This window comes from Pantoea sp. PNA 03-3, from assembly GCF_003201175.1.
GTDB lineage: Bacteria > Pseudomonadota > Gammaproteobacteria > Enterobacterales > Enterobacteriaceae > Pantoea > Pantoea stewartii.
Genome location: NZ_QICO01000007.1, coordinates 16,712 through 36,172 on the forward strand (window position 1 = coordinate 16,712; position 19,461 = coordinate 36,172).

Consider the following 19,461-nt stretch of genomic DNA (forward strand, 5'->3'; position numbering starts at 1 on the left):
GTATCAGAGTCACGGAGGTCAGGCACGTTGGCGACCTGCTTATTCGTGGAGGTGCCGAACCCGCTCACAACTTTCTTCTGCGTTTTGGTCGTTACCGGGCATACTGTCGTGCTCATTTTCGGGCATCGCGCGTTCGACCAGATGGGGATTGATAGCGCGTTTAACCTCTACACCTAAGTCACGGAAGCCTTCCGTTTGTGCGATCAAATTCCCCCGCCCTTCTGCCAGCTTCTTCATCGCTTCACGATAGCTGTTTTGGGCCTTATCAAGGCTGTGACCAATACCGCTCATATCATCAACAAACAGGCGCATTTTGTCGTAAAGCCTGGCTGCGCGCTCGGCAATCCGCTGCGCATTGCGGCTTTGATGCTCATAGCGCCAGAGATTGTTGATGGTACGCAATGCAACCAGCAGCGTGGTCGGACTGACCAGCATGATATTTTGCTGGAGCGCTTCGCCGATCAATTCTGGCTGCCGATCGATTGCCAGTAAAAACGCCGGTTCAACCGGGATAAACATCAACACATAATCCAGTGAGCGTAAACCGGGCAATTGTTGATAATCTTTACGGCCCAGCAAACGGATATGGCCGCGTACGGCACTGATATGCGCCTGAATGGCCTGTTCACGTTCAATGTCATCATCCGCGTTGAAATACCGCTCGTAGGCAACCAGCGTCATTTTGGCGTCGATCACCACATCTTTCCCCTGGGGAAGCCGGACGATGACATCGGGCTGCATGCGGCTTTGCTGCTCGTTCTGCATGCTGACCTGGATATCGTATTCATAGCCTTCACGCAATCCTGACGCTTCCAGTACCCGGCTCAGCACCACCTCGCCCCAGTTGCCCTGGATTTTGTTGTCGCCTTTGAGCGCTTTGGTCAGGTTGAGCGCTTCCTGGGCCATCTGCGCATTCAGTTGCTGTAGCTGACGAATCTCGTGGGTCAGTGTATGGCGTTCACGCGCTTCCGCGCCAAAGCTCTCATTGACCTGCCGCCGAAAGCCATCGAGCTGTTCACGCAACGGCCCAATCAGGCTGTTCAGACTTTGACGGTTTTGCTCATCAACGCGGCGACCGCTGTTTTCAAAAATTCGGTTAGCCAGGTTTTCAAACTGCGCGCTAAGCCGCTGCTCGCTGTTGGTCAACAGGCGCTGCTTCTCTTCCGCTGCAAAACGGGTTTCCTCAAGACGGATGGTCACTTCACGCAACTCGGCTTCCTGCGCGCTGTTCACCTCCAGCTGATTGCGCAGCTCTCGTGTCAGTTGCTCGCTCTCATTACGCCAGTAATCCAGCTGTTGCAGGCGCTCATTGGCTCCGCTTAATGATCCATGAAGCTGTCTCAACTCCTGTTCGCGCTGTTGCAGCTGCTGCTGGAGCTGCTCGATGTGCTGTTGCTGACGTTGTTGTGCTTCGTTAAGCAGACGGCGCTCTGTGGTAAAGCTGGCTAACTGATGACTGACACGCATTTGCGCCAGTATCCAGCCAACACCCAGGCCGGCGAGCCCAAGGCAGATGCTGATAATGATGTGCTGATCCATATTCTCCCCGCTGGTCAGGCTATTGAGGAAAAAGGTAAATTCGCACTGTATGAATGTCCAGATATATTTACTGAGGGGGAAAGACGAGACGTAAAGACAAGGCCATGACAGGCCGGACAGCCGGCCTGTCTGTCAAACGAAGGGCTAGAGTAAGCGACGGGCCGCTTCAACTACTATTTTGACGGCATCGCTTTCGGTCTGCTTCATCGTCACTGCATCGGGAATCTCTTTTTGCGTGCGGTTAACAATCACGCCCGCCACCATGCCTGCGCGCAGGCCCTGACTGGCGCACATGGTTAACAGCGTCGCCGATTCCATCTCATAGTTCAGGACGCCCATCTGCTGCCACTCCTGCATAGAGCCCTGAAAACGGTTCACGACGCGGCCCGAGAAGGTGTCGTAGCGCTCCTGGCCGGGGTAGAAGGTATCAGATGAGGCGGTAATCCCGATATGGGTTTTGGCACCGCAGGCTTCTGCCGCAGCCACTAAGGCCGTTGTGCAGGTGAAATCGGCGACGGCCGGAAATTCCATTGGTGCGAAGTGCAGGCTGGCACCGTCCAGGCGTACAGACGCCGTCGTGACCAGAACGTCGCCGACATTGATATGCGGCTGGATGGCGCCCGTTGTCCCTACACGCAGGAAAGTGCGCACGCCAAGCTGAGCAAGCTCCTCGACGGCAATGGAGGTGGAAGGTCCGCCAATCCCGGTAGAACAGACCACGACGGGTTTACCGTCAAGCTTAGCCAGCCAGCTGGTGAACTCACGATGGGAAGCCAGGTGCCGGGGATCGTCCATCAGTCCGGCAATTTTTTTTACACGTTCCGGATCGCCAGGAACAATGGCCAGTGTCGCCCCCTGCAGGTCGGCTTTCGTCAGGCCAAGATGGAAAACGTCAGACTGTGTCATATCAGACTCCGGGTTAAGGAAAAACAGTACGCCACTTTACGTTACCCAACGGGTTAAATGTGTGACTGGTTTCACTCAAGAAAATGAAAGTTACATTTTCTATGAAATTTTTAGTGATTAATATCACACATTTATCTCAGACCTTCCGTAATGCTACATATGGTGATGTGGAAGGCAGCATGAGAATGTTAAAGAGAAGTGTATTTTAAAGGTTATAAGCTCTGTTACGCATTGCCCGGAACCAGTAATAAATGCCCAGGCTATAGTTACGTGATTGCGCATACGCTTGCACGGAGATAACGATGAAAACCGACGATAATATGACACAAAAATCAGCCGCAGGCGCGTTTGCTCCGGCAGTTCAGCCCACGGCTTCGACCACCATTATTACCGACAGCCCGGCCATTCACGCCGGTGAGACGTCTATTCCGAGTCAGGGTGAAAATCTTCCGGCTTTTTACGCGAAACCGCAGTCAGCAGACGGGCCGTTGCCTGTTGTGCTGGTCGTGCAGGAAATTTTCGGCGTTCATGAACACATTCGCGACATTTGTCGTCGTCTGGCGCTGGAAGGCTATCTGGCTGTCGCGCCAGAGCTTTACTTCCGCGAAGGCGACCCCAACGACTACAACGATATTCCTACGCTGTTTAAAGAACTGGTCAGCAAGGTGCCTGACAGTCAGGTACTGGCGGATCTCGATCATGCCGCTAACTGGGCGGCCCGCAACGGTGGCGATATCCGGCGGATGGGAATTACCGGTTTCTGTTGGGGCGGACGCATCAGTTGGCTCTATGCGGCACACAACCCGCAACTTCGCGCTGCCGTGGCCTGGTATGGTCGCCTGGTAGGGGAAAAAACCATGAAGCAGCAAAAACATCCTATCGATATTGCTGTGGATCTGAACGCGCCTGTGCTGGGTTTGTATGGTGGTCAGGATGACGGCATTCCGCTGGAAAGCGTGGAGCAGATGCGCCAGGCCTTACATGCTGCAAACGCAAAGGCAGAGATCATTGTGTATCCCGATGCCGGGCATGCTTTTAACGCCGACTATCGTCCGAGCTACCATGCCGAATCGGCAAAAGACGGCTGGGCACGTATGTTAGCCTGGTTTAAGCAGTACGGTGTCGCATCCACTGAGTGATAAAAAAAGGGCGCGTAAGCGCCCAAACTCTCGACGTCGCCATCCAACACCCGCAAATCTGAGAGCTTTTCCGCGTTAACCCTGCTCACAAGCCTGGTGGGTTTTCATGCTGGATTGCGGAGTGTCCCATAGCCGTTCTGCAGCAACATAACGCGCCTCATTTTTTCTGCTATTTCTTGAGTGAATGTCGTCACCCTCCAGTCCGTTCCGTTTGGATAAGCAAATACTCATTTTTCAGCTCGCGCCGCACACCTGTACGTGAAAAGCCGGGAGTAGGGTTATGGATTGGTATTTGCTATTCTCCAGAAATGCCTGGGTCAGTCTGATCGCCAGTCACGTTTAGCCGTCCAGATGTTTACACCGCTATATTCTGCGGGTACTGTATGTCTCTCAAGCGCAAATTATTCAGTTTCGATGTGAAGGACCCTCATGATCGAATTCAAACATCTCCGGACGCTTCAGGCTCTGCGGAATACCGGCTCGCTGGCCGCCGCGGCCGCCCAGCTTCACCAGACGCAGTCGGCGTTGTCACATCAGTTCAGCGATCTGGAACAGCGGCTGGGATTCCGCCTGTTTGTACGCAAAAGCCAGCCATTGCGCTTCACGCCGCAGGGCGAAATTCTGTTGCAGCTGGCGGAACAGATTCTGCCGCAAATTCAGCAGGCGCTTCAGGCCTGCCATGAGCCGCAACAGACTACGCTTCGTGTTGCCATTGAATGTCATAGCTGCATTCAGTGGCTTACGCCGGCACTGGATAAGTTTCGTCAGAGCTGGCCACAGGTGGTGATGGATTTTAAATCAGGTGTGACCTTCGATCCGCAACCTGCACTGCAACAGGGTGAGCTGGATATCGTTTTAACGTCCGATATTCTGCCGCGCTCGGGCCTGTTCTATTCACCGATGTTCGATTTCGAAGTGCGCCTGGTGCTGGCACCCGATCATCCTCTGGCTCAGGTCGAACATATATCCCCTGACGCACTGGCCGACGAAGTGTTGATGATTTACCCGGTGCAGCGTCAGCGGCTGGATATCTGGCGTCATTTCCTTCAGCCCGCGGGCATCAGTCCTGCACTGAAGAATGTGGATAACACGCTGTTGATGATTCAGATGGTGTCGGCGCGCATGGGCATTGCCGCACTGCCACACTGGGTAGTGGAGAGCTTTGAAAAACAGGGGTTAGTGATCACGAAAACACTGGGAGAGGGATTATGGAGTCGGCTTTATGCCGCCGTGCGTGACGGCGAGCAGCGTCAGCCTGTGCTGGAAGCCTTTATCCATTTTGCCCGTCAGCATGCCTGTGAACATTTGCCTTTTGTCAGGAATGCCGCGCATCCTGCAGCCGTTTAGCCGCATGAGCGACAAAGCTGCGCGGCGGCGGGCAAAATCCCCTATAATGCGCAGCCTGTTGACTGACCTTGAGACGATCTCACCATGACTAACAACGATATTTTGCGCAGCGTGCGCTATATGCTCGATCTGAACGATGCCAAAATGGTGGCGATTTTTGCCTTAGCGGAGTGCGAGGTTCCTCAGGCCGATATCACCAGTTGGCTGAAAAAAGATGAGGATGCGGCATTTCGCCCCTGCCCCGATGTCCTGATGGGCTATTTCCTGAATGGCTTAATCTTTCATCGCCGTGGGAAAAGTGAGGATGCCCCTGCGCCTTCCATCGAGCGTAAGATGAATAACAACATTTTCATGAAAAAGCTGCGTATTGCATTTGACCTGAAAACGACCGACATCCCTGATATCCTGAAAAAAGCCAACTTCACCGTATCTCAGGCGGAGATTGGCGCGATCTTCCGTAAACCGGATCACAAAAACTATCGTGAATGCGGTGACCAGATTCTGCGTAATTTCCTCAAGGGGCTGACGATGATTCATCGCCCTGCGCCAGGCAAGCCCGCTTAAACCAGCCGCCGACTTACGCTCGTCCCGCCGGAGAAAGCGCACCGGGATAACAATGCGGTCCGCTCTGCCGGGCGAGCAGACGCCGTCTTGCTCGCCTTCTGCCGACGCGCGCCCCGTCCGCCATGGGATCGCAACAGACTGAGCGGCCTGCTACTTTTGGCGCCGGTGCGCGGCGATGCCTTGTTTCTTCACTGTTGATTGTTCTTACCGACCACCCAGCGCTTATGGACCCACAAGGACGCTACTATCACGAGCGCACCGGCAATAAAGCTTGGCCAGTGTGGCTTTTGCTGCCATATCGCCAGGTTGACCAGCAAGCCTGCCGGCACATGCATGTTGTTCATGATGCCTAACGTGCCAGCATCGACCTGCGTAGCACCGTAGTTCCACATAAAGTAACCCAGTCCGGACGCCACCACGCCCAGCCAGACCAGAATGCCCCACTGCAGTGAGGTGGTCGGGAGTTTATGCGGGTTGCCCCAGACGGCCCAAGCCACCACCGCAATCAGCACCGCGCCCAGATAGAACCACGAAAAGGCCGTGTGCTGCGGCACAGGACGGGTTTCCTGCAAACGTTTGTAGCCCACCATACCTGCTGCAAAGCAAATATTGGCTAACTGTACCAGCAACAGGCCGAACCAGAAGTTATCACTGACTTTGTCATAACGAATGATTGCCGCGCCCGCCACAGCCAGCAACGCACTGAAAATGTACCCTGCGCGCAGAGGCCGTCGACTGATCACGTCGTAGATCAACGTGACGTACAGCGGCGTCATCACGGTAAACAGCAGGAATTCAGACACGCTCAGATAGAGATAGGCTTCGAAACTCAGTAAATACATGATGCCCAGTTGCAGCATACCTACCAGCATATACAGCAGGAGCGTAGAGGGGCGATAGCCGCGCCAGCGCAGGAAAGGCAAAAATACCACGGCCGCCAGCGCCAGGCGCATCAGCACCGAAAACCAGCTGTCAACCTGACCGGCAAGGTACTCGCCGATCAGGCTGAATGAAAAAGCCCACAGAATGGTAGTAACGATCAATAAAAGCACGGTAACAACCCCGAAATAAACAGAGCGACAGTGTAAACAATGTCCGCACAGCAGGGAGATTTATCTGGTTGACATCTGTGCATTAACCAGGCAGTTACGCATTAATTTGCCGGTCAGGCTTTTTACCTTCTCATCGGGCATATCCTGTCAGCAGAAAAATGTGCGCATCAGCGCATCGGCCTGAGCTTTTCGCGCCAGATTGTCATAAATCTGTAACATATTTGTCATTCATCACAGTAAAGCCACGTATCTCTGTCTATTCTCTGCGCGAAATGGCGCATCCCGATCGCCGTTTTCTTGAGTTTTGCCCAACCTGCCGGGAATCAAAATCATAATGCGCCCTGGAGGGCCACCGCTATGTTGAGTATTTTTAAACCTGCACCACACCAGCCCCGGGTCGAAGATCATCGTATCGATCCACGCTACCGTCGCCTGCGCTGGCAAATCTTTATCGGAATTTTCGTTGGCTATGCGGCCTACTATCTGGTTCGAAAGAATTTCGCCCTGGCGATGCCCTACCTGGTTGAACAAGGCTTCTCACGCGGCGATCTGGGTTTTGCGCTTTCAGGCATCTCCATCGCCTATGGCTTTTCCAAATTTATTATGGGTTCGGTGTCAGACCGGTCGAATCCACGGGTCTTCTTACCTGCCGGCTTAACGCTGGCGGCTGCCGTAATGCTGATTATGGGGTTTGTGCCCTGGGCAACCTCCAGCATTATGGTGATGTTCGTACTGCTGTTCATCTGTGGCTGGTTTCAGGGAATGGGCTGGCCGCCCTGCGGACGCACTATGGTCCACTGGTGGTCACAAAAGGAGCGCGGCGGCATCGTTTCTGTGTGGAACTGTGCGCATAACGTCGGCGGCGGGATTCCGCCCCTGCTGTTTCTGCTGGGGATGGCGTGGTTCAACGACTGGAAAGCCGCGCTATATATGCCCGCCTTCGGGGCGATCGCCATTGCGATTCTGGCCTTTGCCCTGATGCGCGATACGCCGCAATCTTGTGGATTACCGCCGATTGAGGCCTATAAAAACGACTATCCGGTGGATTACAACGAAAGTCATGAGGAAGAGTTCACTGCAAGACAAATCTTTATGAAGTATGTCCTTCCCAACAAACTGCTGTGGTATATCGCTCTGGCAAATGTGTTTGTCTACCTGCTGCGTTACGGCATCCTCGACTGGTCACCGACCTACCTGAAAGAAGTAAAGCATTTCACGCTTGATAAGTCCTCCTGGACCTACTTCTTTTATGAGTATGCGGGCATTCCCGGTACGCTGTTGTGCGGCTGGATGTCAGACAAGGTCTTTCGCGGCAACCGTGGTGCGACAGGGGTGTTTTTTATGACGCTGGTTACCGCTGCTACCGTCATCTACTGGCTAAATCCGCCGGGCAATCCCGGTGTGGACATGGCCTGCATGATCGCGATTGGCTTTCTGATTTATGGACCGGTAATGCTCATTGGTCTGCATGCGCTGGAGCTGGCACCCAAAAAAGCGGCTGGCACGGCTGCCGGGTTTACGGGGCTGTTCGGTTATCTGGGTGGCTCAGTCGCGGCCAGCGCCATTGTGGGTTATACCGTCGATTACTTCGGCTGGGATGGCGGATTCATCGTGATGATTGCCGGCGCCGTTATGGCGGTAGTGCTGCTGCTGTTAACCATGATCAGTGAGCACCGGCATAAGCAAAAAAGGGCATAACGGCTTTGCCAGAAGGCCGGCTTACCGGCCTTCTTTTCGGATTACGACAGATAGAGTGTTCTCAGCGTCTCCGGGACGGCATCCTGTGCATTACTGCCAATCACTTCCAGTTCAGGTAAGGTGTCTTTCAGACGCTGATGGGCGTTAGCCATAATGCAGCCTTTGCCTGCCATACTCAGCATTTCGACATCATTCATACCATCACCAAACGCAATACAGTCTTTAAGCGTAAAGCCTAACTGTTTTGCCACCGCTTCCAGGGCATGGCCTTTTGACACGCCGCCTGCCATCACTTCGAGGCAGGTCGGCAGCGAAAAACTCACGTTAACCCTGTCGCCCCAGCGTGCTTCGATGGCCTGCTCCATAGGGACAAGGTGTTCCGGTTCTTCACAGGTAAAAAAGACTTTGCTGATGCCATCCGTCGGCAGCATGCCCGGCTCATAAACCTGATAGTGAAAATCGGACTCGCGAAAATAATCCTTCTCCGCCGGACTGCAGCGGCTGACAAACCACTCATCGTCGCGATAAACATGCGTCAGCACGTCCGGATGATGATACTGCAGACCAAACAGATCGTGGGCGATGTCCGCGTCCAGATTGTGGCTAAAAACCAGCTCCCCTGCCGGATTGTGAACACGTGCGCCGTTTGACGTAATCATGTAAGCCGGAATCCCCAGCTTGTCACGCATTTGCCCGACATCAATGTGATGACGGCCTGTGGCAAAAATAAAGTGAATGCCCTGCGCGACCAGTTGCTGAAGCGTTTCGCGCGCATTGGCGGTCAGGCGATGTTCGGGAGAAAGCAGTGTGCCATCCAGATCGGACACAACAATGTGGTACATGAAAACCTCGGGTATCGGTGTCGGTTGGCCGTAGCCGGTAATGTAAATTGCGAACTAATGCTGCGATAAAAAGAAATCGACGATGGTATTGAGCGCTTCGGCGCGCATGCTGTCCTTTTCAAACAGGATCTCGTGGCGCGCGCCGCTGATAACCTGCGGTGTCCGGCCCTGACAGGGGTGACCGGCTGCCGCCATCGCGTCACAAAACAGATCCTGCGAGCGATTATCCACCACGCTGTCTTCACTGGCCTGCAGCACCAGCAACGGAGTCGTAATGTTATCCACCTGGCTCAGAATATTGCGCCCGGCATGAATCCCTTCTCTGACCCAGTGATACGTAGGTCCGCCCACGCGAATAGCCGGATCATCCGCATAAAAGCGCAGACTGCGGCGGTAGCGCTCATGGCTGTGCGTTAACCGGTTGATGCCGAAAGGGTGCGCCCGCCAGCGCCCTGTGCCTAATGCATAACCCTCACGCACAGCGGGGCGCTTTTCCGCCCAGTCAAGAATCTTATGCGCCAGAAAAGCGGGTAACGGCAACGCAATCCCAAACATGGGAGCCACCAGCGCGGCGGCATGAAATGCACCGGGCTGACGCGCCAGGAAGAGCGTCAAAATCGCGCCGCCCATCGAATGAGCCAGTGCATAGCGCTGTTGATAATGACGGCTCACAATCTCTTTGAGATAGAGCGTTTCGAGGTCATCAACATAATGGCTGAACTCCACCACATGCCCGCGGTGAGAGTCATCCAGCAGACGATCCGATCGCCCCTGACCGCGATGATCGAGCACGATCACATCAAAGCCGCAGTGAAAAAGATCGTAAGCCAGTTCGGGATACTTAACGTAGCTTTCGATGCGCCCCGGCACGATAAGGATGACGCGTTTATGTTGCGGTGAAATGAACCGGACATAGCGCAATGTCAGGTTTCCAACGCCAGTGAATTCGCACTCTTCACGGCTGTGCCAGAAATCAAGCAGTGGGCCAGTAGCAAAGGCGGCAAAGGCCTTTTCGCGTCGCAGCCAGCTTGCCCTGTGTTGCTTCATCCGCCCTCCTGATTGCCGGAAAAAAGAGTCTGAACGGCCGCATGATGTCCATGGCTCTGCGCAGCATTCTGGCGTATTGTGTCACACTTCAGACGAGACCGGGAGTACAACCCATGACCATCGAATGGTGGCTGACCTACCTTCTTACCACCACAATTCTGAGCCTCTCACCCGGCTCAGGCGCGATTAACACCATGAGCACCGGCATCAGCCACGGTTATCGTGGTGCCGTCGCCTCCATCTCCGGGCTGCAGGTAGGGCTCGCGCTGCATATCGCCCTGGTAGGGGTGGGTCTTGGCGCGCTGTTTTCTCAGTCGCTGCTGGCGTTTGAGATTCTGAAATGGGCCGGTGCCGGCTATCTGGTCTGGCTGGGTATTCAACAGTGGCGGGCTGCCGGCACCATTGATCTCAACGCGATGTCAAAAGCGATGCCGCGTCGCCGCCTGTTTAAACGGGCTGTCATGGTGAACCTCACCAATCCCAAAAGTATTGTGTTTCTGGCCGCGCTGTTTCCGCAGTTTATCCTGCCTCATCAACCCCTTATGCTGCAGTATCTGGTTCTGGGCATAACCACCGTACTGGTGGATATCGTGGTGATGATTGGTTACGCCACCTTAGCGACGCGCATTGCGGGCTGGATCAAAGGCCCTAAACAGATGAAGCTGATGAACCGTATTTTCGGGGGATTATTTATTGCGATTGGCGGACTGCTGGCCAGCGCAAGGCGAATGGCCTGATGTACACCTGCAGCCGCACGACAGAGCATACTGTCGGCGGCCGCATAAAGCCGGTCTGGCGACCTTAGCGTGACAGGATAAGATGAATGCCAAATCCGGCGAACAGTACGCCCGCCATGCCATCCACCCACTTCGCGGCACGCTGATATTTATCCCGCATCCATGGCAAAGCAAAAATTGCGGCGACCAGAGAAAACCATGCAAAGGTTTCGACGCTAATCAACACAAACAATCCCCAGCGCTCCAGCCCACCGACATCGTTACCGATAAATAATGAGAAGACGCTACCAAAATAGATCACCGCTTTGGGGTTAGAGAGATTGGTTAACAACCCTTTGATAAAGCTCATGCCTTTCTTTGGCAGATCGACGACAGGTTCCTGCTGTACCGGCTGCTTATGACGTTGACGCGCGGAACGGATCAGCTGCCATCCCATCCATAACAGGTAAAGCCCGCCACCGACCATGATGATTTGATGCAGCCAGGCCATTTTTTGCAGGATCAAATGCAGGCCCATTAACGCCACCGCTGCCCAGATCATGACCGCCAGCGTAATGCCCAACACACCCAACATCGCTTCTTTGCGCGAACGGCTGGCCGCCGTTTGCGAAACGAAAAAGAAATCCGGGCCGGGGCTCATGAGCGCAACAAGGTGGACCAACGCAATCGTGCCAAACAATATCAACATGGTAATGCCTCTTTACTCTTCATCAAGATGCTCTTTAATCATCAGCAAAAAGGGCTTACCGAAACGTTCGAGTTTACGGTGACCGACCCCATTCACGCTCAACATGTCTGACGCACTGACCGGCATCTGTTCCGCCATCTCCAGCAATGTGGCGTCGTTAAAGACCACATAGGGTGGAATGTTCTCTTCATCCGCTATCGCCTTACGCAGCTTGCGGAGTTTGGCAAACAGCTTACGGTCATAGTTACCCCCGTAGACTTTTGCCGAACTGCTGCTTTTCGGTCTGGTTGTAATGAGCCGTGGTACCGCCAGCATCAGCGGGACTTCACCGCGCAGCACCGGTCGGGCCGCTTCGGTAAGTTGCAGTGCAGAATGCATGGCAATATTTTGGGTGACTAACCCCAGATGAATCAGCTGACGCAGCACACTCACCCAATGCTCATGGCTGTTCTCTTTACCCAGCCCATAAACCGGCAGCTTGTCGTGACCCTGTTCACGGATACGATGATTGTTCGCGCCGCGCAAAACTTCAACGATGTAACCCATGCCAAAGCGCTGGCCGACACGGTAAATACTCGAAAGCGCTTTCTGGGCTTCAACCAGACCGTCATAGCGCTTAGGCGGATCGAGACAGATATCGCAGTTACCACAAGGTTGCTGCCGCCCTTCACCAAAGTAGTTCAGCAGCACCAGACGGCGACAGGTCTGCGCTTCAGCAAAGGCGTTCATGGCATTCAATTTATGCCGTTCTATGTCCTGCAGCGGGCCGGGCTGTTTCTCTTCGAGACATTTACGTAACCAGGCCATATCTGCAGGATCATAAAGCATCATCGCTTCCGCAGGCAGGCCATCACGACCCGCACGGCCGGTTTCCTGATAGTAGGATTCGATATTGCGGGGAATGTCGAAATGGACCACAAACCGCACATTGGGTTTGTTAATGCCCATGCCAAACGCCACGGTGGCGACCACAATTTGCAGATCGTCGCGCTGAAACGCTTCCTGCACGCGCGCGCGCTGCGCGCTGTCGATACCGGCATGATAGGCACCCACGCTGAGACCGCGGCTTTGCAGGCGCGCGGCCGTGTCCTCAACTTTTGCCCGGCTGTTGCAGTAAATGATGCCGCACTTGCCCCGCTGATCCTGCACGTAACGCAGTAACTGCTCGGTGGGTTTGAATTTTTCCACCAGCGTATAGCGGATATTGGGTCGATCAAAACTGCTGATTTGAATCAGCGGGTCCTGCATATGCAGCAGGTTGACGATATCAAGGCGGGTGGTTTCGTCGGCGGTCGCCGTGAGCGCCATAACCGGCAGATCGGGAAAGCGCTGACGCATCTGCCCCAGTGCGCCGTACTCGGGCCGGAAATCGTGTCCCCACTGAGAAATGCAGTGCGCCTCATCCACCGCCAGCATCGCAGGCTGCCAGTGCGCCAGGCTTTCCAGGAAGTTATCCATCATCAGGCGTTCGGGCGCAATATAGAGCAACTTTACGCGTCCGTTTCGGCAGTCCGCCATGACGTTTTGCTGTTGCTCGCGGGTCATGGTCGAATTGAGACACGCCGCCGCAACACCATTTGCCAGCAGTTGATCCACCTGATCTTTCATCAGCGAGATCAAGGGCGAGACGACCAGTGTCAGCCCTTCACGCACCAGCGCGGGGATCTGATAGCAGAGTGATTTCCCGCCGCCGGTTGGCATCACCACCAGGCAGTCTCGCCCATTCAGCGCTTCATTGATAATGGCCTGCTGACCGGGACGAAACTGCTGGTAGCCGAAGGTATCCTGTAATACCTGCTGCGCCAACGCTTCCTGATTAAGAACTGCCGAGGTTGCCACTGTGATCCTGACTTGATGGTTAATTAAAATAAATCGTTGAGTGTCACGCCCACACCGACGCGTGTCTGACGATGGTTGTAGTCAATAAGGGATTCGCCATAGCCGCTAAACAGTTGCGTATAGAAACGAACGTGTTGGGTGATCGGATAACTCCAGCCCAGCGTAGCGCCGCCGTAGCCGCTATTCCAGTTATAGTTGCCTTCAACGCTGAAAATACTGTCGCCCATGGCGTAACCTAACTTCGCACGATAATAACCCATGTATTTGGTGATATCGGGGTTGTCGTCATTATTCGCGCTTTCTGAAATACGGAACCAGGGCTTGATCTCGGCCAGGAAGTTACCGTTCTGCGCCATCAGACGAGTATAAACACGGTTCCAGCTGCGTGAGGTCGGATCGCTGCGGCCGTTAGACTGATGATTCACACCGACCTCAACGTCACGCAGTGTCCAGCCGGCAAACGAGTAATCGGTCGCCCAGCCCAGGAAAATCTGTGGCTCATAGTTCGTCTCACGGAAAGGCGACGACTCTTTTTTATTGGATAACTGCCACCATGAGCGCTGAGTATAAGACGCCGCTAATACGGAGTTGTCACCGACAATGCCACGCCACAACGGAAATGCCAGGCTGAGCTGGAATTTCACTTCATCTTTACGTGCGTTTTTTGCCCAGTTGTAAGAGGAAATCGCCTCTTTATTTATGTCGCTGGTATAGGTGTAAAGCAGATAATTATTTTCGTAAGGATAAAGCACAAACGGGTTGTCGTGCTGCTCCAGCAGGTTGGCAATGATGCTGCCTCGCACCTGCGGTGCATCGTGAACATGTTTAATTGTGGCTTCGTCCGCCTGCGCCAAAGCAGGAAGTAACATTGCCGCCAGCAAGGCGCGATGCTTACGCATAGGATTCTCCGGTGAAAACTGCGTATTCATAAAAGCGAATGGGTGTTGTAAAAAGCAGGACATTCTACACACAAAAGTGGGTGAACATCAGCGCTGATTTCCTAAACTGGAAACCCTGTCGAGCGAAGCATAGAATAAACATCTTATTAACATCTACAGTTCAATTACCAGCTGTTCAGGACTAAACACCATGTCATCCGTGCTATTGACTCAGCAGGACGCTCGCCGCCTCGTCGGTGAAATTTTTATTTATCACATGCCGTTTAATCAGGTGCTGGGTCTGGAACTGGATCGCCTGGAACCCGATTACGCAGAAATCAGTTTTGCCAACAAAACCATGCTGGTGGGCAATGCCGCCCAGCACATTCTTCATGGTGGTGTAACAGCAGCGGTACTGGATGTCGCCGCGGGCATGGTGTGCGTGAGCCATGCCTTGACACGTGATGAGCAGATAAGTGAAGACGTGCTGCGCCAGCGACTGTCCCGTATGGGGACGATTGATATGCGGGTGGATTATCTCCGTCCCGGACGGGGCGAGCGCTTTATTGCCAGCAGCCGTTTACTGCGTGCCGGCAATAAAGTCTCTGTGGCGCGGGTGGAATTACATAATGAGCAGGGCCTTTACATTGCCACCGCAACCGCGACCTACCTGACCGGTTAAGCGAATCGACGCGTGGCACCGTTCAGGCCCTGCCACACAGTATCCTGCCTGCCTCAGAACATCGTATTGGTATTCGCTGAGGTCGCCGGTACGGCCTGAATCACATCCCAGTGCTCGACAATTTTGCCGTTTTTCACGCGGAAAATATCCGTAACAGCCTGACCACGATCGTGTTCACCATTGGTCGAGTGAACATGCAGCCATACCAGATCACCGTCGGTTGCACTGCGAACGATGCGCGCTTTTGACTGTGGGTTTTTGCTGAAAAAATCGCTGAAAAAGTTAACCAGCGGTGCCTTGCCATTCGGCACCCCGGGATTGTGCTGGAGGTAATCGTCCGCCACGACCCGGGCCGCTTCTGTCACCTTGTGCTGATTGAAAAATTGATTATAAAAGTTGATCACCAGCGCACGATTGGCCTCTTCCACGTTAAGATCGCGGCCTTCTTTCGGTTGCACGGCGTACCCAGCGCTCGCTGTCAGGATACCTGCCGTCAGCAGCAGGGTTTTCAGAAAGGTTGCCATCATTTTTCTCCTTGCTCATTCGTTACAGCGCTAACCGCTCCGCGCCAGAGGATCACTTTATACAGGGTGCCGGGCATGGCCCGGACGCGCCATCAGGTTTTGATATCACACCAGGTCACAAAAATAGACTGTTGTCGCTGCGGATGGTACATTCGCGCAAAATGGATAACAAGACGTCACTTTGTGCTGACTCAGTCACATGAAAGTGACTATTACTACGTGCAGGAACCCTTTCCATGTCTGTGTCATCCCCTAACACATTCAGTTATGAACAGGCTTGCCCCATTCGGGATGTACTTGACCGGATTGGCGATAAATGGAGTTTGCTGATTCTTGAGGCGCTGGCCGAGCGCACGCTGCGCTTCAATGAGCTGCACCGCCATATTGGCGATGTCGCTCGTCAGGTGCTGTCACGAACGCTGAAACGGCTGGAGGTGGACGGCTATATCCTGCGGACTCTTTATCCGGAAGTGCCGCCACGGGTTGAGTACAGTCTGACAGAGTTAGGTCGTTCTTTTCTTAAACCGATGCAGCAACTGATTGCGTGGGCGGATGACAATCATCAGGCCATTTGTCTTTCCCGCCAGCGTGCCCGTGAGCAGGACAAAGCCTGACCCTGCCTGTTGCCAGATCGGGCTACAGACATGACGGGGACTGCGGTAACATTGCGGCCCTCTGTCACGCCGCTTTCTCTCAGTGACTTTTGGTACAGAACGAACTTTCAGGATGATTTATGGATACCCAGCAAACCCGTCAGGGAATAGGTTTTGCGCTTGGCGCTTATTTCATATGGGGCATTGCACCTGCCTACTTCAAATTAGTTAAAGCCGTCCCTGCGACTGAAATCATGACGCACCGGGTAATCTGGTCAGCCTTGTTTATGCTGCTGTTGATTACGCTTAGCCGCAGCTGGGGGCAGGTCAGAAGCGTCGTGCGCCAACCCAAAAAGGTCTTGCTACTGGCGCTGACCGCCGTCACGGTGGGCGGTAACTGGCTGCTGTTTATCTGGGCGGTGAATAACCAGCATATGCTAGAAGCCAGTCTGGGCTATTTTATTAACCCTTTGATTAACGTTGTGTTTGGTATGGTTTTCCTGCGCGAACGTTTTCGTCGTCTGCAGTGGCTGGCTGTGGCGCTCGCTACCGCTGGCGTCCTTTTGCAGCTGTGGCAGTTTGGTTCGGTGCCGGTGATTGCATTAGGCCTGGCCTTCAGCTTTGCGTTTTACGGCCTCATGAGGAAGAAAATTCAGGTCGATGCCCAGAGCGGTATGCTGATTGAAACGCTGTGGCTGTTTCCGCTGGCCGCGCTGTATTTATTTGGTTTTGCAGACAGCAGTACCAGCCATCTTACCGCCAATCCCGCCAGCCTGAATCTGTTGCTGATCGCCGCAGGTATTGTGACCACCATTCCGCTGATGTTCTTTGCCGCAGCCTGTGCCCGGCTGCGCCTGTCGACGGTTGGCTTCTTTCAGTATCTTGGCCCAACGCTGATGTTCTTACTGGCGGTGCTGTTTTATGGCGAGACCATCACGCCGGATAAAATGCTGACGTTTGGCTTTATCTGGCTGGCATTGCTGGTCTTCATTCTGGATGCCGTCGTGTTTTCAGCGCGGGGCCGACTGCGCAAAGCGTGACAGAAAACGCGCCATTGCCGGGCCGGTCAGGAGAATGGTGAATAACCGCAGGGTTTGCATCGCCATCACAAACGCCATATCCACTCCGCTTCCGGCCGCAATGATCGCCACGGTGTCCAGGCCACCTGGACTGGTGGCGAGATAGGCGGTCATCAGGTCAATATGGAGTACGCGCGTCAACATCCACGCCAGTCCGCCACACAGCAGCATCAGGCCGAAAATGGACAGCAGCATTTGCGGCAGGGTGCTCAGCGCCAGTTTGAAAATGGGTCGGGTGAAGCGCAGCCCTACACTCCAGCCGATCAGGGCGTACGCCAGGGCAAGCAACCATTCAGGCATCTGAAGCACGGCTGTTCCGGTAGCGTGCAGCGTAGCGCCAATCAGCGCAGGCACCAGCAACGCGCCGGACGGAATGCGTAACCAGGGGCCCAGCCAGGCGCTGCCGATCACCAGGCAAATCGTCAGCGGAAAACCGCTGTTCAGTGCAGGAAACCACACCAGTGATCCCGCATGAGCGCCATCGCCCAGGCCGATGCGAGCCACCATTGCCGCCGCGCCCGCCACAAACAGAACGCGCAGATACTGCATAAAGGCGACCAGACGCACATCCGCGCCGAATTCTCCCGCCATCGCCACCATGGCAGAAGCACCACCAGGTGACGATCCCCACGCGCCGGTCGGGCCGGGAAGCTGACTAAACCGAACCAGCAAAAAGCCCGACACACCGCTGGCCGCCAGAGTCAGCAGCAGTACCGCTACCACGACGGGCCAGTCCTGTAACAGCGGCGTTAAAATCGACGGTGACAGGCTCTGCGCAATCATACAGCCCAGTACCGCCTGCGACAGCAGGAACAGCCGCTTGTGGATGCGCAATGTGGCACCGGATAACCCCATCATCACGCCCACAATCATCGGGCCCAGTAACAGGGCGGCCGGAACATGAAAATACTGGAAGAGCGCGCCAAGTAATACCGATGCGACCAACAACAGTAACCACTGCACGCGCAATGAAAGAGAGGCCATAAAAGTTAATTTTTTGTGAAAATGGAGCGGGTAGATTACGCAGAATTGTGCCAGCAGGCCAGCGAAATGGGCCGGTTGGACCGGCCCTGACAGACGATTACAGCCAGTTCTTGCGTTTGAAATAAAGATAAGGCGCCAGACCGGCAAGCATCATCAGACAAATCGCACCGGGATAGCCAAAGCTCCATTTCAGTTCAGGCATAAACTCAAAGTTCATGCCGTAGCTGGAGGCCACCAGCGTTGGCGGCAGGAAAACCACGGAAACTACCGAGAAGATCTTGATGATGCGGTTCTGCTCGATATTAATAAAGCCCATCGCCGCCTGCATCAGGAAGTTGACCTTCTGGAACAGGGACTCATTGTGAGGCAGCAGCGATTCGATATCCCGCAGGATTTCGCGCGCCTGCTCCAGTTGATTGCCTGGCAAACGGGCTTTTCGTACCAGGAAGTTAAGCGCTCGCTGCGTATCCATCAGACACAGGCGCACTTTCCAGCCGATATCTTCCAGCTCAGCTAACCGCGACAGCGCCTGATCGTACTCCTCGCCCTGCTGACCTTCCATAATCACGCGGCTAAGCTTTTCCAGCGCGCTATAGATGTTTTCAATCTCATCCGCCAGCTGTTCAATTTTGGTCTCAAACAGGTCGAGTAGCAGCTCGTAAGCGTTACCGTCAATCAACGTCTGGTTGCGGGCTCGCATGCGGTAAAGACGAAAGGCAGGAAGCTCCCGCTCGCGCAGTGTATATAAGCGTCCTTCGCGAATCGTAAAGGCGACCGTCGAGTTGCCGGCATGATCTTCGGCATCTTCAAAAAAGAAAAAGGAGTGGATGTGCAGGCCATCTTCATCTTCGAAGAAACGCGCTGAGGCTTCGATATCTTCCAGCTCAGGGCGCGTGGCCAGGCTCTGCCCCAGCTCGGACTGAACACGGTCGCGCTCGCCTTCCTCAGGCTCGACCAGGTCAACCCACACTGACGTGGTCAGTTTATCGCTTTCTTCTTCCAGTTCCAGACGCGTCAGGCGACTGTTATCAAGTTTAAATGCGCTCAGCATAGCAAGACTCCCCATTGCAGACTTTATGGGACAACGCTGTAAGGCGGTCGGAACAGATAACCGCGAACCTGAACACGGAGAAACGATAAATCAGTGCTGACTCGTGCGACGGATCAAAAAGGGAGGTCGCTGATAACCGCTAAGGCTACCAGCGTAATGAGATAGCCTTAGATGTTATTCCTGAAAACCAGGTTAATGAGCCAGCATCGACTGGGCGTGTCCAAGGCATTGTCCTCTCATGATAATAGTGCGCGCATGTTACGCTGAGACGA

General features: G+C 54.3%; 20 protein-coding genes. 8 read left to right on the plus strand and 12 right to left on the minus strand.

Annotated features, from left to right (window positions below; genetic code table 11):
• Positions 1–39: 39 nt before the first annotated feature.
• Positions 40–1,539: a DNA recombination protein RmuC gene (gene rmuC, locus C7433_RS17490; RefSeq protein ID WP_110268642.1), complete on the minus strand. Its 1,500-nt coding sequence runs from the start codon at positions 1,537–1,539 to the stop codon at positions 40–42.
• Positions 1,540–1,683: 144 nt separating this feature from the next.
• The gene (gene udp / locus C7433_RS17495) at positions 1,684–2,445 is read right to left on the minus strand and encodes a uridine phosphorylase (RefSeq protein WP_006121470.1); all 762 of its coding nucleotides are present in this window, start codon (positions 2,443–2,445) and stop codon (positions 1,684–1,686) included.
• Between the two features lie 302 nt (positions 2,446–2,747).
• Between udp and C7433_RS17500 the strand changes: the two genes are divergently transcribed.
• From C7433_RS17500 to C7433_RS17510, 3 genes are all read left to right on the plus strand, one after another.
• Positions 2,748–3,584: a dienelactone hydrolase family protein gene (locus C7433_RS17500; protein WP_006121469.1), complete on the plus strand. Its 837-nt coding sequence runs from the start codon at positions 2,748–2,750 to the stop codon at positions 3,582–3,584.
• Between the two features lie 429 nt (positions 3,585–4,013).
• Positions 4,014–4,931 (plus strand): HTH-type transcriptional regulator MetR, encoded by a 918-nt coding sequence (gene metR / locus C7433_RS17505; RefSeq protein WP_006121468.1) that lies wholly within the window; start codon positions 4,014–4,016, stop codon positions 4,929–4,931.
• A gap of 84 nt (positions 4,932–5,015) precedes the next feature.
• On the plus strand, positions 5,016–5,495 hold the full coding sequence (locus C7433_RS17510; RefSeq protein ID WP_006121467.1) for a DUF1456 family protein: 480 nt from the start codon (positions 5,016–5,018) through the stop codon (positions 5,493–5,495).
• A 188-nt stretch (positions 5,496–5,683) separates the two neighbouring features.
• On the opposite strand, the gene C7433_RS17515 is transcribed toward C7433_RS17510, so the two are convergent.
• Entirely contained in the window at positions 5,684–6,547 is an 864-nt protein-coding gene (locus tag C7433_RS17515) for a carboxylate/amino acid/amine transporter (RefSeq protein ID WP_006121466.1), read from the minus strand.
• A gap of 357 nt (positions 6,548–6,904) precedes the next feature.
• Here C7433_RS17515 and glpT point away from each other — a divergent pair, with 357 nt between their 5' ends.
• Entirely contained in the window at positions 6,905–8,245 is a 1,341-nt protein-coding gene (gene glpT / locus C7433_RS17520) for a glycerol-3-phosphate transporter (protein ID WP_058708542.1), read from the plus strand.
• A gap of 41 nt (positions 8,246–8,286) precedes the next feature.
• Here glpT and yigL read toward each other — a convergent pair whose 3' ends face one another.
• Together yigL and pldB are read right to left on the minus strand one after the other, a co-directional pair.
• Positions 8,287–9,087, minus strand: coding sequence for a sugar/pyridoxal phosphate phosphatase YigL (gene yigL, locus C7433_RS17525; protein ID WP_033737375.1), 801 nt, complete (start codon positions 9,085–9,087; stop codon positions 8,287–8,289).
• A 54-nt stretch (positions 9,088–9,141) separates the two neighbouring features.
• A complete protein-coding gene (gene pldB / locus C7433_RS17530; RefSeq protein WP_006121462.1) occupies positions 9,142–10,134 on the minus strand; it encodes a lysophospholipase L2 in 993 nt (330 codons plus the stop codon).
• A 113-nt stretch (positions 10,135–10,247) separates the two neighbouring features.
• Here pldB and rhtB point away from each other — a divergent pair, with 113 nt between their 5' ends.
• Positions 10,248–10,871: a homoserine/homoserine lactone efflux protein gene (rhtB, locus tag C7433_RS17535; RefSeq protein ID WP_058708543.1), complete on the plus strand. Its 624-nt coding sequence runs from the start codon at positions 10,248–10,250 to the stop codon at positions 10,869–10,871.
• Between the two features lie 64 nt (positions 10,872–10,935).
• Here the strand turns inward: rhtB and rhtC are convergent, their stop codons facing one another.
• Genes rhtC through pldA form a run of 3 tightly spaced genes read right to left on the minus strand, consistent with a single transcriptional unit; the run spans position 10,936 to position 14,297 of the window.
• Positions 10,936–11,559 (minus strand): threonine export protein RhtC, encoded by a 624-nt coding sequence (gene rhtC / locus C7433_RS17540; protein WP_006121460.1) that lies wholly within the window; start codon positions 11,557–11,559, stop codon positions 10,936–10,938.
• A 12-nt stretch (positions 11,560–11,571) separates the two neighbouring features.
• Complete coding sequence (recQ, locus tag C7433_RS17545; protein ID WP_006121459.1) at positions 11,572–13,398, minus strand: ATP-dependent DNA helicase RecQ; 1,827 nt, start codon at positions 13,396–13,398, stop codon at positions 11,572–11,574.
• Between the two features lie 23 nt (positions 13,399–13,421).
• Entirely contained in the window at positions 13,422–14,297 is an 876-nt protein-coding gene (pldA, locus tag C7433_RS17550) for a phospholipase A (protein ID WP_033737373.1), read from the minus strand.
• Positions 14,298–14,487: 190 nt separating this feature from the next.
• Between pldA and C7433_RS17555 the strand changes: the two genes are divergently transcribed.
• The gene (locus C7433_RS17555) at positions 14,488–14,958 is read left to right on the plus strand and encodes a thioesterase family protein (protein ID WP_110268643.1); all 471 of its coding nucleotides are present in this window, start codon (positions 14,488–14,490) and stop codon (positions 14,956–14,958) included.
• A gap of 53 nt (positions 14,959–15,011) precedes the next feature.
• Here C7433_RS17555 and C7433_RS17560 read toward each other — a convergent pair whose 3' ends face one another.
• The gene (locus C7433_RS17560) at positions 15,012–15,485 is read right to left on the minus strand and encodes an ester cyclase (protein WP_110268644.1); all 474 of its coding nucleotides are present in this window, start codon (positions 15,483–15,485) and stop codon (positions 15,012–15,014) included.
• 233 nt (positions 15,486–15,718) lie between these two features.
• Between C7433_RS17560 and C7433_RS17565 the strand changes: the two genes are divergently transcribed.
• Together C7433_RS17565 and rarD are read left to right on the plus strand one after the other, a co-directional pair.
• A complete protein-coding gene (locus C7433_RS17565; RefSeq protein ID WP_110268645.1) occupies positions 15,719–16,096 on the plus strand; it encodes a helix-turn-helix domain-containing protein in 378 nt (125 codons plus the stop codon).
• A 119-nt stretch (positions 16,097–16,215) separates the two neighbouring features.
• Complete coding sequence (gene rarD / locus C7433_RS17570; protein WP_054688544.1) at positions 16,216–17,115, plus strand: EamA family transporter RarD; 900 nt, start codon at positions 16,216–16,218, stop codon at positions 17,113–17,115.
• On the opposite strand, the gene C7433_RS17575 is transcribed toward rarD, so the two are convergent.
• From C7433_RS17575 to ysgD, 3 genes are all read right to left on the minus strand, one after another.
• Positions 17,086–18,138 (minus strand): AbrB family transcriptional regulator, encoded by a 1,053-nt coding sequence (locus C7433_RS17575; protein ID WP_033737366.1) that lies wholly within the window; start codon positions 18,136–18,138, stop codon positions 17,086–17,088. The two genes, rarD and C7433_RS17575, sit on opposite strands and share 30 nt — an antisense overlap.
• Before the next feature lie 97 nt (positions 18,139–18,235).
• A complete protein-coding gene (corA, locus tag C7433_RS17580) occupies positions 18,236–19,189 on the minus strand; it encodes a magnesium/cobalt transporter CorA (RefSeq protein WP_006121454.1) in 954 nt (317 codons plus the stop codon).
• 167 nt (positions 19,190–19,356) lie between these two features.
• A complete protein-coding gene (gene ysgD, locus C7433_RS24150; protein ID WP_349887138.1) occupies positions 19,357–19,413 on the minus strand; it encodes a YsgD/CorL family protein in 57 nt (18 codons plus the stop codon).
• Positions 19,414–19,461: the final 48 nt, after the last annotated feature.

Excerpts from the sequence above, each read along its gene's own strand:
- metR (WP_006121468.1), top strand. The coding sequence starts at position 4,014 with ATGATCGAATTCAAACATCTCCGGACGCTTCAGGCTCTGCGGAATACC.
- C7433_RS17555 (WP_110268643.1), top strand. The coding sequence starts at position 14,488 with ATGTCATCCGTGCTATTGACTCAGCAGGACGCTCGCCGCCTCGTCGGT.
- rarD (WP_054688544.1), top strand. The coding sequence starts at position 16,216 with ATGGATACCCAGCAAACCCGTCAGGGAATAGGTTTTGCGCTTGGCGCT.
- C7433_RS17510 (WP_006121467.1), top strand. The coding sequence starts at position 5,016 with ATGACTAACAACGATATTTTGCGCAGCGTGCGCTATATGCTCGATCTG.
- pldB (WP_006121462.1), bottom strand. The coding sequence starts at position 10,134 with ATGAAGCAACACAGGGCAAGCTGGCTGCGACGCGAAAAGGCCTTTGCC.
- C7433_RS17565 (WP_110268645.1), top strand. The coding sequence starts at position 15,719 with ATGTCTGTGTCATCCCCTAACACATTCAGTTATGAACAGGCTTGCCCC.
- corA (WP_006121454.1), bottom strand. The coding sequence starts at position 19,189 with ATGCTGAGCGCATTTAAACTTGATAACAGTCGCCTGACGCGTCTGGAA.
- rhtB (WP_058708543.1), top strand. The coding sequence starts at position 10,248 with ATGACCATCGAATGGTGGCTGACCTACCTTCTTACCACCACAATTCTG.
- yigL (WP_033737375.1), bottom strand. The coding sequence starts at position 9,087 with ATGTACCACATTGTTGTGTCCGATCTGGATGGCACACTGCTTTCTCCC.
- pldA (WP_033737373.1), bottom strand. The coding sequence starts at position 14,297 with ATGCGTAAGCATCGCGCCTTGCTGGCGGCAATGTTACTTCCTGCTTTG.
- C7433_RS17500 (WP_006121469.1), top strand. The coding sequence starts at position 2,748 with ATGAAAACCGACGATAATATGACACAAAAATCAGCCGCAGGCGCGTTT.
- rmuC (WP_110268642.1), bottom strand. The coding sequence starts at position 1,539 with ATGGATCAGCACATCATTATCAGCATCTGCCTTGGGCTCGCCGGCCTG.
- C7433_RS17560 (WP_110268644.1), bottom strand. The coding sequence starts at position 15,485 with ATGATGGCAACCTTTCTGAAAACCCTGCTGCTGACGGCAGGTATCCTG.
- udp (WP_006121470.1), bottom strand. The coding sequence starts at position 2,445 with ATGACACAGTCTGACGTTTTCCATCTTGGCCTGACGAAAGCCGACCTG.
- glpT (WP_058708542.1), top strand. The coding sequence starts at position 6,905 with ATGTTGAGTATTTTTAAACCTGCACCACACCAGCCCCGGGTCGAAGAT.
- rhtC (WP_006121460.1), bottom strand. The coding sequence starts at position 11,559 with ATGTTGATATTGTTTGGCACGATTGCGTTGGTCCACCTTGTTGCGCTC.
- C7433_RS17575 (WP_033737366.1), bottom strand. The coding sequence starts at position 18,138 with ATGGCCTCTCTTTCATTGCGCGTGCAGTGGTTACTGTTGTTGGTCGCA.